Genomic DNA, 13,580 nt, shown 5'->3' with positions numbered 1-13,580 from the left:
CCGTTGCCTCAATGCAGCCTATCGTCGGCCAGTCTGTCGTCTGGCAGCCTGTCGTCTGTGACCAGCACGTCCGATTCCCTGGCGGCTTCGATCAGTGCCCGGCGCGCATCCGCCGTCGAACGATAACCTTCCAGCACTTTTAGGCAAGTGTCGAGGGCATCACGATGACGCGGCCCGCGATTGAGTGGCCAGACCGTCATCAGGCACTCCGCCGCCTCCTGGGCGCTGCGGATCTGCCGATATTTGCCGACATGGCCGAGTTCGACCACGACCGGCTTTTCAAATGGCTTGCTGTCCATCATCGCCGCCAACGCGGAGCGGCCGATTTGGTTGCAACTGCTATTTTAGCTCAGGCGAAAATAGCTCAATAGCCGCAGTCGTTGCGCAGCCAGCGTGCATTCGCCCAGCCGGTGCGGCCGCCGAAATCGACCTTGTACCAGCTTCCGCGGCGGTCGAAGATCTCGGTTTGGTCGCCGTTGAATAATTGCCCGATCATGCGCGACGACGAGTTCGGTCGGGCTCGAACGGCGAGAAAGCCGCTTCCCGTCGCCAGATTGTAGTGCCTGGAAAGGCCGTGCACCGTGCCTTCGCAATATTGCGCCCCGGCCGGCGTCGGTGCGGCGAACGACAGCCCGGCCAACACCGCGGCAGCAGCCGCAATGGAATTCCCCCTGAACGGCATGTCTCTGCTCCCCAACCCGCCGCGCCCAGCCGCGGCCCCGGCCACCCTACACCGGCAGAGGATCAAAGCGAAGCTGTGATGCCTCGCCCAGTGAGGTGAGAACCCGCCGTCAGGTCGCCACCTTCATCCAGTGCTGCATCGTCGTCACCGAGCGGGCAAGCTGCGGCGCCGGGTGGATTTTTTCGCCGAAGGTGGCCGCGGCGCGCCAGCCCCAGCGCGGATCGGCAAGGAAGGCGCGCGCCAGCGCCACCATGTCGGCGCGGCCGTCGGCAACGATCGCCTCGGCCTGTTTCGGATCGTCGATCAGACCGACGGCCCGCGTCGGGATGCCGACGGCCTTGCGCACCGCTTCGGCCAGATGCACCTGGTAGCCGGGCCCGGAGGGCAGCTTCTGCAACGGTGAATTGCCGCCGCTCGAGCAGCAGAGATAGGCGACGCCGGCTTCCTTCAGCGCTTTTGCCACTTCGATCGCATCCTCGACCTCGAAGCCGCCATCGACCCATTCCTTGATCGACAGACGCGCGCCCAGCATCAGCCTGGGCACCGCCTTCTTCACCGCCTTGGCGATCTCGACGGCGAAACGCATGCGGTTTTCCAGTGAGCCGCCCCAGCGGTCGGTGCGCCGGTTGGAGAGCGGCGACAGGAACTGGAAGATCAGATAGCCATGCGCGGCATGCAGCTCGATGAAGTCGAAGCCGGCGCGCTCGGCCCGCCGTGCGGCTTCTGCGAAGCGTTCGATGATTTGCAGGATCTCGTCGTCCTCCAGCGCCCGCGGCACCTGCCAGCCGGTGTCGTAGGCGATGGCCGAGGCCGATACGATCGGCCACGGGGCCTGATCGGCGTGCAGCGGGCCGCCGCCCTCCCAGGGTTTCCGGTTGGAGGCCTTGCGGCCGGCATGGGCAAGCTGCGTGCCGAATTTGGTGCCCGGTGCGGCGACACGCTTGGCTGCATCCAGCGTGCGTCGCGCCGCCGCCTCGTTGTCCTCGGAGTAAAGGCCGAGGCAGCCATGCGAGATGCGGCCGCGCCGTTCGACATCGGTCATCTCGACGGTGACCATGCCGGCGCCGGACATCGCCAGGTTCATCCAGTGATAGAGGTGCCAATCGCTGGCCGAGCCGTCCTCGGCCGAATACTGGCACATCGGCGCGACCGCGATGCGGTTGGGGAAGGTCAGGCCGTCGAGGGTGATCGGCTGGAAAAGCGATGAGGTCATAAAAAACTCCGGAAAGGGTTGCCGCTATTTATGCAGCCGATTGTGCCAGCGCCAGACACGAGACGGTGAACCGGCGCTCTGGACCAATTGGTGGCCCGATTGCACGAACCGCCGTTCGCGGCTACGCCTTGCCGCGGCAGCAGGGAGTCCACCATGGAAGATCGCATTCGCATCCGCTCGGAGGAAGTCCTTTCCGACGAGTGGACGGTTTTGAAAAAGACCGTCTTCGACTACCGCCGGCGCGACGGCAAATGGGAAACGCACACCCGCCAGACCTACGATCGCGGCGACGGCGCGGTGATCCTGCCTTTCGATCCGGAGCGTTCGACGGTGCTTCTGGTTCGGCAGTTCCGCTACCCGGCCTACGTCACCGGCCACAAGGAGCCGCTGATCGAGGCCTGCGCCGGCCTGCTCGACGAAGACGATCCCGAAACCTGCATCCGCAAGGAGGCCGAGGAGGAACTCGGCTATCGGCTGAAGGACGTGCAGCGGCTGTTTTCGCCCTATATGAGCCCCGGCAGCGTGACCGAGCGGCTCTGGTTCTTCGTCGCCCGCTATTCGCCCGCCGACCGCATTTCCGACGGCGGCGGCGCGCATGACGAAGGCGAAGACATCGAAGTTTTGGAAATGCCGCTCGACGAGGCACTGGCCGGCATCCACGACGGCCGGATTATCGACGCCAAAACGATTATCCTGATCCAGCACCTGAAGCTGAACCCGATCGGGAGGTGAGCCATGCCGGAAGCTGCCGGGACGTCGCGGCGCGTTCCGCGCTCGGGAAACGGCTCGAACGCGTGGCAATAGGCCACGATGCCGCCAACGAACGATTCCGCACGGGCTGTGGAGGAATATTCCTCTATGTAGCGATACAGCGCATCCAACTGGTGCTCCGCGCGGAAAATACAACCGTGCGCGTCATTCCTTAATGGCATCGTCGCGTCGCGCGGCGGCGCGGTCGCGGATACGCAGCATGACCTGGTCGGCAGGGATGGCGCTGGACGGATTCGCCTTGTACTCGTCGTAGCTCCGGGCGACTTCCTCGCGCAGCCAGCGTTCAACGGCGGCGTCGCGGTCGAGCAGCGCGCGCACGCCCTCGCGCAGCACTTCGCTGACGGAGGCGTAGGCGCCGGATTCGACCTTGCGCGCGACGGCCTCGGCCATGTCGCGCGGGAGGGTGATACTTATCGGCTGGGTGGTTCGCATGGGCGGACTCCTTTTCCACCATATAGCAGCCGATGTGACAAAATCATATCGAAATTGCTGGCGATGCGCGCGACCGATACCGCCGCCCTTGCCTGAGTGCGCTTTGGAAGCTGGCAAACGAACATGCGGACACCGGATACGCATATCGCAGATCCCGCATCGGCTCGCCGGCTCCTGGTCGAGAAATGGCATATGGCATCCTGTATCCGGCGAGTTCGCGCTCTTGCTTAATGCATGTCGCGCAAAAGTGTGCAGCGGTTTTGCGATAACGACATGCATAAAAACAAGAACCTAAAGCGCGTCGCATGAGGCCGATCGAACGCGACACGCTCTAGGCCGCAATGGCGCCGATGTTGCTGGTGCGGACGACGGGAATCGAACCCGTACGATCAGAGATCGAGGGATTTTAAGTCCCTTGCGTCTACCAATTCCGCCACGTCCGCAGGCCAGCCCTTTTCAGCCGCCAGCCAAAGGCCGTCAAGCCGTCTTCTGCCGTCGACAAATCTGGCACTGGAAGCTAGCGAGGCCGATCACCTACAGTGATACAAACAAAATCGTTTCACCTGGAAATGTTTTTAGCGGCAGCTTCCGCGGCTACCGCGAATGCGCGTCCCCCGTTCGCAGGATGCGTTCGGGCGCTCTGCCCTGGTAGGCTCGAAGTGGCAAGTGGATCGGCGCTCCGATACTCGACGCCGTCCTCTACAGACACTGGGAGATTGTCATGCTCAAGCTTGCCTCTGCCCTGGCACTGCTGCTTGTTGGGACGGCGCCTCTGTTTGCCGATGAGATGCCGATGAACGCCAAAGACATCAAATGGGGTCCTGCTCCTGCTGTCATTCCCGCTGGCGCGGAAATGGCTGTTGTCGCTGGAGATCCCTCAAAGGACGGCGCCTATGTGCTGCGGTTGAAGACACCCGCCGGCTACAAAATTGCCGCACATAATCATCCCACCACGGAATACGTAACGGTGCTTTCCGGCAACTTCCATATTGGAATGGGCGATAAGCTCGACGAGGCGAAAGGTGTCGAACTGACTGCTGGCGGCTTCGGCGTCGCGCCGGCGGGAATGAATCACTTCGCCTGGACGACAAGCGAAACGATTATCCAGGTTCATGGCGAGGGGCCATTCAAGATCACCTACGTCAACCCGGCGGACGATCCAAGCAAAAAGTGACAGTTCGGGATCGAATTGAGTGAACCGGCCGAAGGCTCGAACAATGGAGTGCGTCAAACTCCGCGACCGTCGATTCAGAAGGATCCTCTAACGAGACGAAAGCTGATTGGCCGCAACGGAATCGTATTCCGCCTGGGCCATTTGCCATGAATGGCGCAATAACAAAAAAACCCGCCTCGGGAGGACGGGTCGTTGGAGCCAATTGGCACCATACCCAAATTAGTAGCATAGCTGCCGGCACAAAGCAAGAACAAAGTTGCTGCGGCCGGCACAAAATGCCCTTGACGATTGGCGAAAGCCATGGCGCATCGATCTCCCTCCTTAAGGGGGAGATGGCCGGCAGGCCAGAGGGGGTCGTCGCGCGTCGAGCGCCAGCCTGTTTTGTTCGCGGTAAAGGTTCGCGTCAGGACGTCCCGACCCCCTCTGTCGCCTTCGGCGACATCTCCCCCGCAAGGGGGAGATCTGCAACTTCGCCGTCCGCGCTTACTTCCTCGCTGGTCAAAATCCTCGCGGCTTGGCACAGTCGGGCAAAGAGGAGCCTGTTGATGCCGAAGACCGCCAATGCGACGAAACCAAAACCCTGGGCCGAGATGGCGACGCATCTGGTCGATGTCGCCATGGGCCGCAAACCCGCCGATCTCGTCATCCGCAACGGGCGCTGGGTCAACGTCCATTCGGGCGAGATCATCGCCGGCACCGACATCGCCATTGCCGGCGGCCGCTTTGCCTATTGCGGGCCGAACGCCGGCCATGCCATCGGCCAGGGCACCAAGGTGGTCGATGCCGGCGGCCGCTATCTGGTGCCGGGGCTTTGCGACGCGCATATGCATGTCGAGAGCGGCATGGTGACGGTGACGGAATTCTGCCGCGCGGTGATCCCGCATGGTACAACTTCGATGTTCATCGATCCGCATGAGATCGCCAACGTGCTCGGCCTGCCGGGCGTGCGGCTGATGCATGACGAGGCCGTCGCCATGCCGGTCAACGTGCTCGTGCAGATGCCGTCCTGCGTGCCCTCCGCCCCGGGGCTCGAGCATGCCGGCGCCGAGCTGACCGTCGCCGACGTTGCCGAGGCGATGACCTGGGAAAACATCATCGGGCTCGGCGAGGTGATGAATTTTCCGGGCGTCGCCGCCAACGATCCGGTGATGTCGGGCGAGATCGCGGCGACGGTGAGGGCCGGCAAGACGGTCGGCGGGCATTATGCCTCGCGCGATCTCGGCCTGCCGTTCCACGGCTATGTCGCCGGCGGCCCCGAGGACGATCACGAAGGCACGCGCGCCGAGGACGCCATCGCGCGCGTCCGCCAGGGCATGAAGGCGATGCTGCGGCTGGGCTCGGCCTGGTACGACGTGGCCTCGCAGATCAAGGCGGTGACCGAGAGCGGCCTCGACCCGCGCAATTTCATCCTGTGCACCGACGACAGCCACTCCGGTACACTGGTGCACGAAGGCCATATGGACCGGGTCGTGCGCCACGCCATCAGCCAAGGGCTGACGCCGGTGACGGCGATCCAGATGGCGACGCTCAACACCGCCCAGCATTTCCGGCTGGAGCGCGAGATCGGCTCGATCGCGCCGGGACGCCTTGCCGATCTGCTGATCGTCTCCGACCTCGCCGAAATGACCATCGACGAGGTCTATGGCCGCGGCGTCAGGCTGGCCAAGGGCGGCAAGCTCGAAATCGACATTCCGGCCTACAATTATCCGCGGACGGCGAAGAACACCGTCAAGCTCGGCAAGAAGCTCAAGGCAGGCGATTTCGACATCGCGGCACCCATAGGCGCCAACGAAGTGCGGGTGCGCGTCATCGGCGTCATCGAGAACCAGGCGCCGACGCGGGCGCTCGAGGCCGATCTTGCCGTCGAGGACGGGCTGGTCGCCATGGACCGCCGCAACGATGTCTGCCAGATCGCGCTGGTCGAACGCCACAAGGGCACCGGCGGCGTCACCAACGCCTTCGTCTCCGGCTTCGGCTACATCGGCGACTGCGCCATGGCCTCGAGCGTAGCGCATGATGCCCACCACATCATCGTCGTTGGCACCAACAAGCAGGACATGGCATTGGCGGTGAACCGGCTGGGCGAGGTCGGCGGCGGCGTCGTGCTGTTCTCCAAGGGCAAGGAACTGGCGCTGGTCGAAATGCCGATCGCCGGGCTGATGTCGGACGAGCGCGCCGAAATCGTCGCCGCCAAGGCGGATAAACTCAGCGACGCCATGCGCCAGATGGGCTGCTCGCTCAACAACGCCTACATGCAGCACTCGCTGCTGGCGCTGGTCGTCATCCCCGAGCTCAGAATTTCCGACGTCGGCCTGATCGACGTGACGACTTTTCAGAAGGTCGATCTGTTCGTTTGAAGAATCACTGAACCTTGTTCGTCAAAGATGGAGATTGGCGAAAGCCGAAAGTGGCGGCCAATCTCCCCACTAGAGGGGGAGATGTCCGGCAGGACAGAGGGGGGCGCGAAGGATCGCTGCAGAGCGTTTTTGTTGACAGCTGCCAATTACCGGCGTGATTGGCAGCAGAGGTCGGCTCACCCGCCGGTGGCGATGGTCAGCACTTTGAACGGCGTGGTGATGACGATTTCGGCGACCGAACCGACGGCCTTGCCGAGGCCCTGGCCGAGATTGTCGAGCTGGGCCGGCGCGGTCTCTTCGGAGGCGAGGCCCGCCGGGGCGCGCAGGCGGTCGCCGAGCAGCTGCACCAGGAACGGGTTGTCGGCGAATTTGGCGTGGTTCAGCCGGTCGCCGCCCTTGGTCTTGGTCAGGTCGACCACCGAGACGCCATAGCTGGCGAGGTCGGCCGCGTCGCCATAGTCGCCGACGCGTGGCTTGTCGCCGGAGATCAGGGTCGACAGCCTGAGCGCCCGGTCGTCGCCCGAAAGCAGCACGGCGAACGGCTTGTCGGGCTTGCCGTAGCGGATCATCTGCTTCTTGAACACGTCGACGTCGATGTCGGGTGAGGCCAGGATGACGTAGCCGAGCTTGCCGCCGAGGTCGCGGTCGCCGGTGATGGCAAGCTGGCGCAATGCTTCCATGGTCACCCAGGTCCCCATCGAATGGGCAATGATGTCGATGCTCTTGGCGCGGCTCTTGGCGAGCATGCGCAGCGTCGCTTCGAGATCGTCGCGCGCCGCATTGGCGCTTTCCTTGTCGTAGATGTAGCCGGTCGTCTTGCCGCTCGACGCCCACGAAAACAGCACCGGCGTGCCTGGGTATTTCGTGTCGTGCGCGATCTGCGTCAGCCGGTAGATACCGTCATCGAAGCCGTTGTTGAAGCCGTGCACGAAAACCAGCGCGCGGTCGCCGCGCATGGCGATGTCGGCGCCGACCGCCTTGGCGAATTGCGGCGCGCCTTCGTAGAAGGTGACGCCGGTCGCCGTGAAATCCTTCGCCGGATTGCTGTTGGCCGAGCCCTTGACCCGCTCGATGGCGCCGAGCTGGTGGATCTTCGGCACCGTCACCTCGACGCTGGCAAAGCTGGTGGTCGGCGAACGGTCGCCGTCGAACACCTGCCGGGGCTCTTTCATTGCCTTTTGCCGGGTTGTGGCGACGAAGATCTTGTGCGTCGCCGCAATGTCCGAAGCAGGCACCGTGATCGTCGTCTTGTTGAGCAGATCGTGCGTGTTCTGGCCGGCGCAGCTTGCCAGCGCGAGCGCGAACGCAACGACGAGAAAGATCTTCGAAGGCACGGTCACGCGGGCTCCCGCAAAGGCGACGTCGAGCCGGAGACGTCTTGGCCTATTCGATAGAGGCAGAGCCCGGCACGGTCCAGTTCAAACTGTTCCGATGGTGCGGCAATGGTCAACAATCACTGCCGCGCAATGCAGCTATTGTCCGACCGAGGCGATGCGGTCGGTCACCTCGCGGTCGCTGGCAAACCCGTCATCCTCGCGCAGCTTCTGGCCGATCAACTGCACCAATTCCGGATTGTCGGCGAATTTGGTGTGGTTGAAGCGGTCGGCTCCCTTGACGCTGGAGAGATCGACGACCGACACGCCATAGCTGGCGAGGTCGGCGGCGTCCTTGTAGTCGCCAACGCGCGGCCGCGCGCCGGCTATCAGGCCGGAGAGCCGCAGCGCCCGGTCGTCGTCGGAGAGCAGCAGGATGAACGGCTTGTCCGGCTTGCCGTAGCGGCGCATCTGGCTCTTGAACACGTCGACGTCGATGTCGGGCGAGGCCAGCACGACGTCGCCGAGCTTGCCGCCGAGATCGCGGTCGCCGGTAATGGCGAGCTGGCGCAGCGCCTCCATGGTAACCCAGGTCCCCAGCGAATGGGCGACGATGTCGATACGCCGCGCGCCGGTCTGCGCCAGCATTCTCAGCGTCACTTCGAGCTGGTCGCGGGCAACGCTGGCGCTTTCCTTGTCGTAGACATAGTCGGTGGTCTTGGCGCCCGACGCCCAGGAAAACAGCACCGGCGTGCCCGGATAGCCGGAATCATGGGTGATCTGGGTGACGCGGTAGACGGCGTCGTCGAAGCCGGTGTTGTAGCCGTGGACGAAGACCATGACACGGCCGCCGCGCGCCGCGATGTCGGCACTGAGCGCGCTGGAGAATTTCGGCTGGGTGTCGTATCCGACGACCTCGGAAGCCATGAAGTATTTGGCCGGATCGTCCGACTTGCCGCGCGAGCGCCGCTCGATCTGGCCTGTCTTGTGGATGCCGGGGACGGTGACGTTGACGCGGGCATAGTTCAGCGTCGCCGAGCGCTCGCCGTCGAAGACCTTGTCGGGATCGTCGGAGCGCTTGCGCGTGGTTGCGATGAAGATCGAGTGGTTGCCGGCGATTTCCGTCACCGGCACCGCCATCATGGCGCTGCCGAGCAGTTCCTCGGTTTGGCGCCCGCCGCAGCCGGCGAGCAGCGCGGCAATGAGAATGATGCAAATCGTCTTCAAGGGCACTTAAGCAATTCCACTCCGGCCTGACCAAAGGCCCATCCACCTCCGCCGCACCTCCCGGACAGGCCAAGTGCGGCGGAAGTAAGTCGCAGGCGCCGAAATGCGCTCAGCGCCTCGCGACTGCCATCGCACTGTTGCGCGAAAGCCAGAACGGCGGCAGGAACGCCGGAATGTTGGAAAACGGCAGCACTTCCGGCTTCAGCCTTATGCCGAGCACGTCGGCCATGAAGGCGCGGCGCGCCTCGATGCGGCGCCAGGCTTCGGGATAGCGCGCGGCGATCTCTTCGCGCAGCGCCTCGTCGGCCAGCGCGATGCCGTCCTCGATGTTTGTGGTGAAATAATCGGTGCCGGTCGCCGGGATGATGTCGACCTGCAAGGCCATGCCCGACTTCAATCTGATGTCGGAGCCGGAAAATACCGGCGAATGCATCCATTCGTCGATATGGATGAGATGGCCGGGGTTGAGCGCTACGCCGAAGAACCGATCGCCGATGCGGTCGTGCACCGCTTGCCACAACGCGCCGCCGGGAACGCCGATGCCGACCGTCTCGTACCAGTCGACGACGGCGCAGAAATAGGGCGCGACCAGCTTCTCGACATAGTCCTGGATGCCCCTCGGAAGCTCGGCCGCATCCTCGACCAGAAAACCGGCGCGGGCATTGAGCGAGCCCTGGATGCCATAGGCCATGGTGATCGGGTCGCCGCGCTTGATGATGTCGAGCCGCGGGCTTGGCAGGCCATAGGGCGCCCGCTTGCCGGCCGACAGCATCGGGTGACAGCATTGCGGCAGGCCGTTGATGCCCATCAGCCGCGCCGCCTGCAATTCGGTCATGCCGGGTTCGATGCCTTGCAGGACATTGCGCAGGCCTTGCGAGGAATAGGTCGCGGCGAATTCGAACGCCGCCAGTTGGTCGGCCTCATTGATGGCGCGCAGGCCGTCGGCGGGGTTCATCAAAAGGTTCGCCGCGTTGACGACCGTGCCCCTATCGCCGGCAAGGGTACGCAGCGTGTCGGCGATGAAGGACGGCAGGTCGAGCGTCGTTTCGCCAAAACCCGCATCGCCGGGGCCGAACGGCTTCCAGCCGATGGCACCGATGCGCTGGCCGGCTTTCAGGCCGCAATCGACGAGGATGTCGGAAAGCGACTGCGAGCGGTCGCGCGGCTGCGCCGGCAGCGAGAACGTCTGGTAGAGCACGCGCTCGTAAGGCCCGTCGCAGATCTCGGCATAGCCCCAGCCCTCGTTGCCGACCAGCAGTTTCGGCGGCTTGCCGGGAACGATGATGAGCAGCGTCTCCTCGAAGCGCGGATCGTAGCCGCAGAGGTAGGCGACATTGGCCGCATGTTCGCGGTCGCCATAGACGACGAAGGCATCGAACCCGCCAAGTGCGACCAGCGCCGCGATACGGGCCTCATAGGTGGCGCGGGGCACTAGCGGCATCACCGTCGGCTCGCCGAACTCCGGCAGCGACACGGTTTTCCGGGCTACCGATGCGACAGGCATGAGCAAACGCCCCCAAATGCTTACGTTGATTCCGGAAATGCCCCTTCGGGGCGGCCGGACAATGGCTTCACGAGGCCAGATATGCAATAGCGGGACCGAACTCGCGTAGCCTGTGGGGTGCTCTTGCCATGACCAGTTTCTCCTCTCGCGTCGCTGCCGCCGCTGCGGCGATCCGCGAGATTTTTCCGGAGACGCCGCTGCAGGAAAACGACTATCTGTCGAAGAAGACCGGCGCGCGGGTGCTGCTGAAGCGCGAGGACCTGACGCCGGTGCGCTCCTACAAGATCCGCGGCGCCTTCAACTTCTTCCGCAAGACGCTCGCCGCCGGCAATGAGGCCGAGCTGTTTGTCTGCGCCTCGGCCGGCAATCATGCGCAGGGCTTTGCCTTCGTCTGCCGCCATTTCGGCAAGAAGGGCGTCGTCTTCATGCCGGTGACCACGCCGCAGCAGAAGATCGACAAGACGCGGCTGTTCGGCGGCGCGTTCGTCGAGATCAGGCTGGTCGGCGATTTCTTCGACGACTGCTACCGCGCGGCACTTGAATTCACCGAAACTGCAGGCGCCCACATGGTGCCGCCTTTCGACCACAAGGACATTATCGAAGGGCAGGCGACCGTCGCCTACGAGATATCAGGCCAGGTGCCCGGCGCGCGCATGGCTGATATCGTCATGCTGCCGGTCGGCGGCGGCGGCCTGGCCGCCGGCGTCACCCATTATTTCGCCGACCAGCAGCGAGAAACACGTTTCGTCTTTTGCGAGCCGGCCGGCGCCCCGAGCCTGAGCGAGAGCCTCGCCACCGGAAAGCGGGTCAAGCTCGCCAAGGTCGACAATTTCGTCGACGGCGCAGCGGTGGCCGAGATCGGCCGCGAGCCGCTGCGCCACCTCAGGGAGTTTGCCGCCGACGCGGTGCGGCTGATCCCGGAAAACCGGCTCTGCGCGACCATGATCGAAATGCTCAATGTCGAAGGCGTCGTGCTCGAGCCGGCCGGCGCGCTGGCGATCGATGCGCTCAAGGATTTTTCCAGGAAGGAAATCAGGGGCAAGACCATCGTTGCCGTGGTGTCGGGCGGCAATTTCGATTTCGAGCGGCTGCCGGATGTGAAGGAACGGGCGCTGCGCTTCGAGGGCTTGAAGAAATACTTCATCATCCGCTTTCCGCAACGGCCCGGCGCGCTGCGCGATTTCCTCGAATTGCTGGGTCCCGACGACGACATCGCCCGCTTCGAATATCTGAAGAAATCGGCGCGCAATTTCGGTTCGGTGCTGATCGGCATCGAAACCAAGGACCGCCGCAATTTCGACCTGCTCAAGGCGAATTTCGACGCCGAGAGCGTCCATTACCAGGACATCACAGACAACGAGACGCTCGCCGGGTTCATCATATGAGCAGCAACGATCTTCCGAACGCTCCGGCGAACGTTTTTATCGCGCTGTTTTCCGGCATCAATGTCGGCGGCAACCGCATCGTCACGATGGCGGAACTCAGGTCATTTTTCGAGCAGCTCGGCTTCTCCGATGTCGCCACCTATGTGCAGAGCGGCAACGCCGTGTTCCGGTCGCCAGATGGCGATGCGGCGACGCTGACCAAGCGGTTGGAAGCGGAATTCGAGAAGAAATGGGGGTTCCATTCACGCATCATGGTGCGCGATCTCGGCTGGCTCGAGCGGCTGGCGGCGGACAATCCCTATCCGGAAGTGGCCGGCGAGCCGACCAAGCTGCATGCCTATGCGCTGGAGCGCCGGCCGACCGCCGAGGAGGTCGCCCGGCTGGCGGAAAAATGCACCGGGCCCGAACGCTTCGAGATCAAGGGCGACGTGCTCTACCTGCATGCGCCTGACGGGCTCGGCAAATCGGTGTTTGCCAATCTCATTCCGCGCGTTCTGAAGGTGCCGGGCACGGCGCGCAATTGGCGCACCGTGCTGATGCTGCTGGACATGGCCAAGGCCGGCGGTTGACAGGTCGTCTACGCGGCCGGACCGCGTTTCCAGTCGAATGCCAGCTCTTCACGGAAGGCGAAGCGCTTGATGTGCTCGGCGACGACCGTTTCCAGGCGCTCGAGCGAGCCGGCTTCATCGGTCGTCACTGCAATGTGCAGCGCAGCCGGGTCGGCATCGAGAACCGTGCGGCCGAGCGTCAGATCTATGGTGCCGTGGTTCGGGTCGAATTCGACGGGAAACTTGTGCGCCCAATGCTTGCACAGCTGCTGCAGATAGCGGCTCGCATGTTCGGTGGCGACGTCGACATGGCTGGTCGGCATAAATGAATTCTCCTTGGGAATGCGGACGCGAAAACCGAACCAGGGCCCGCCTGCGTCCGTTCAAGATGGCGTGATCGGTTACCAGCTGCCGGTGTTCGGCATCGACGCCCACGGCTCGGCCTTCGGCTTGGCCGGACCTTTCTGCAACAGCTCGATCGAGATGCCGTCCGGCGATTTGACGAATGCCATGTTGCCGTCGCGCGGCGGCCGGTTGATGGTGACGCCATTGTCCATCAGCCGCTGACAGGTGGCGTAGATGTCGTCGACCTCATAGGCGAGATGGCCGAAATTGCGGCCGCCCTTGTAGTCTTCCGGGTCCCAATTGTAGGTCAGCTCGACCAGCGGCGCTTTCTCGCTGATGCCGCTTTGCTCGTCTTCGGGGGCGGCGAGGAAGATCAGCGTGTAGCGGCCCTGCTCGTTTTCATGGCGGCGCACTTCCTTGAGGCCAAGCTTGTTGCAGTAGAAATCGAGCGAAGCATCGATGTCGGCGACGCGGACCATGGTGTGCAGATAGCGCATGATTTCCTCCTTATGTTGCGTTGCGGCGCAACATAGGGGCGGCCCGGCCAAAGGGCAATTGGCCACGTTTGCCGGCGCCGGCAAACGGCAAATCCGCTATTCCTGTATGGAACCGTGAAAAAAGGCACGTCA

The 13,580-nt window shown here is 63.6% G+C and carries 14 protein-coding genes and 1 tRNA gene; 5 read left to right on the top strand and 10 right to left on the bottom strand.

The window, feature by feature from the left end:
* Positions 1-8 precede the first annotated feature (8 nt).
* The 3 genes from NKI52_RS24155 to NKI52_RS24145 form a co-directional block, all read right to left on the bottom strand.
* Positions 9-302, bottom strand: a complete 294-nt coding sequence (locus NKI52_RS24155; RefSeq protein WP_031211240.1) for a DUF982 domain-containing protein — start codon at positions 300-302, stop codon at positions 9-11.
* Between the two features lie 62 nt (positions 303-364).
* Positions 365-682 carry an SH3 domain-containing protein gene (locus tag NKI52_RS24150; RefSeq protein WP_352458599.1) on the bottom strand — a complete coding sequence of 106 codons (318 nt, stop codon included), beginning with the start codon at positions 680-682 and terminating at the stop codon, positions 365-367.
* Positions 683-791: 109 nt separating this feature from the next.
* Complete coding sequence (locus NKI52_RS24145) at positions 792-1,895, bottom strand: NADH:flavin oxidoreductase/NADH oxidase (RefSeq protein WP_352699951.1); 1,104 nt, start codon at positions 1,893-1,895, stop codon at positions 792-794.
* A gap of 153 nt (positions 1,896-2,048) precedes the next feature.
* On the opposite strand from NKI52_RS24145, the gene NKI52_RS24140 reads away from it, so the two are divergent.
* Positions 2,049-2,627, top strand: a complete 579-nt coding sequence (locus NKI52_RS24140) for an NUDIX domain-containing protein (protein WP_352699949.1) — start codon at positions 2,049-2,051, stop codon at positions 2,625-2,627.
* 183 nt (positions 2,628-2,810) lie between these two features.
* On the opposite strand, the gene NKI52_RS24135 is transcribed toward NKI52_RS24140, so the two are convergent.
* Positions 2,811-3,098 carry a ribbon-helix-helix domain-containing protein gene (locus NKI52_RS24135; protein WP_352699947.1) on the bottom strand — a complete coding sequence of 96 codons (288 nt, stop codon included), beginning with the start codon at positions 3,096-3,098 and terminating at the stop codon, positions 2,811-2,813.
* 357 nt (positions 3,099-3,455) lie between these two features.
* Positions 3,456-3,541: transfer RNA gene (locus NKI52_RS24130), tRNA-Leu, on the bottom strand.
* A gap of 278 nt (positions 3,542-3,819) precedes the next feature.
* Here NKI52_RS24130 and NKI52_RS24125 point away from each other — a divergent pair.
* Positions 3,820-4,272 carry a cupin domain-containing protein gene (locus NKI52_RS24125; RefSeq protein WP_352620635.1) on the top strand — a complete coding sequence of 151 codons (453 nt, stop codon included), beginning with the start codon at positions 3,820-3,822 and terminating at the stop codon, positions 4,270-4,272.
* Positions 4,273-4,817: 545 nt separating this feature from the next.
* On the top strand, positions 4,818-6,629 hold the full coding sequence (gene ade / locus NKI52_RS24120; protein ID WP_352699945.1) for an adenine deaminase: 1,812 nt from the start codon (positions 4,818-4,820) through the stop codon (positions 6,627-6,629).
* Between the two features lie 176 nt (positions 6,630-6,805).
* Here ade and NKI52_RS24115 read toward each other — a convergent pair whose 3' ends face one another.
* From NKI52_RS24115 to NKI52_RS24105, 3 genes are all read right to left on the bottom strand, one after another.
* The gene (locus tag NKI52_RS24115; RefSeq protein WP_352699943.1) at positions 6,806-7,969 is read right to left on the bottom strand and encodes an alpha/beta hydrolase; all 1,164 of its coding nucleotides are present in this window, start codon (positions 7,967-7,969) and stop codon (positions 6,806-6,808) included.
* A 132-nt stretch (positions 7,970-8,101) separates the two neighbouring features.
* Positions 8,102-9,175: an alpha/beta hydrolase gene (locus NKI52_RS24110; RefSeq protein WP_352458455.1), complete on the bottom strand. Its 1,074-nt coding sequence runs from the start codon at positions 9,173-9,175 to the stop codon at positions 8,102-8,104.
* Positions 9,176-9,278: 103 nt separating this feature from the next.
* Positions 9,279-10,673, bottom strand: a complete 1,395-nt coding sequence (locus NKI52_RS24105; RefSeq protein ID WP_352699941.1) for a hypothetical protein — start codon at positions 10,671-10,673, stop codon at positions 9,279-9,281.
* 128 nt (positions 10,674-10,801) lie between these two features.
* Between NKI52_RS24105 and ilvA the strand changes: the two genes are divergently transcribed.
* Positions 10,802-12,058, top strand: a complete 1,257-nt coding sequence (gene ilvA, locus NKI52_RS24100; protein ID WP_352699939.1) for a threonine ammonia-lyase IlvA — start codon at positions 10,802-10,804, stop codon at positions 12,056-12,058.
* On the top strand, positions 12,055-12,627 hold the full coding sequence (locus NKI52_RS24095; protein WP_352699937.1) for a DUF1697 domain-containing protein: 573 nt from the start codon (positions 12,055-12,057) through the stop codon (positions 12,625-12,627). Before ilvA ends, NKI52_RS24095 begins: the two co-directional genes overlap by 4 nt.
* Positions 12,628-12,635: 8 nt before the next feature.
* On the opposite strand, the gene NKI52_RS24090 is transcribed toward NKI52_RS24095, so the two are convergent.
* The gene (locus NKI52_RS24090; RefSeq protein WP_352699936.1) at positions 12,636-12,929 is read right to left on the bottom strand and encodes a DUF2218 domain-containing protein; all 294 of its coding nucleotides are present in this window, start codon (positions 12,927-12,929) and stop codon (positions 12,636-12,638) included.
* A gap of 78 nt (positions 12,930-13,007) precedes the next feature.
* Positions 13,008-13,448 carry a lactoylglutathione lyase gene (gloA, locus tag NKI52_RS24085; RefSeq protein ID WP_023674793.1) on the bottom strand — a complete coding sequence of 147 codons (441 nt, stop codon included), beginning with the start codon at positions 13,446-13,448 and terminating at the stop codon, positions 13,008-13,010.
* Positions 13,449-13,580 lie beyond the last annotated feature (132 nt).

The sequence above is a fragment of the Mesorhizobium sp. M0590 genome (assembly GCF_040320905.1).
GTDB lineage: Bacteria > Pseudomonadota > Alphaproteobacteria > Rhizobiales > Rhizobiaceae > Mesorhizobium.
Note: the sequence above shows the minus strand (reverse complement) of the source record. Positions and strands in the feature narration are given on the sequence as shown.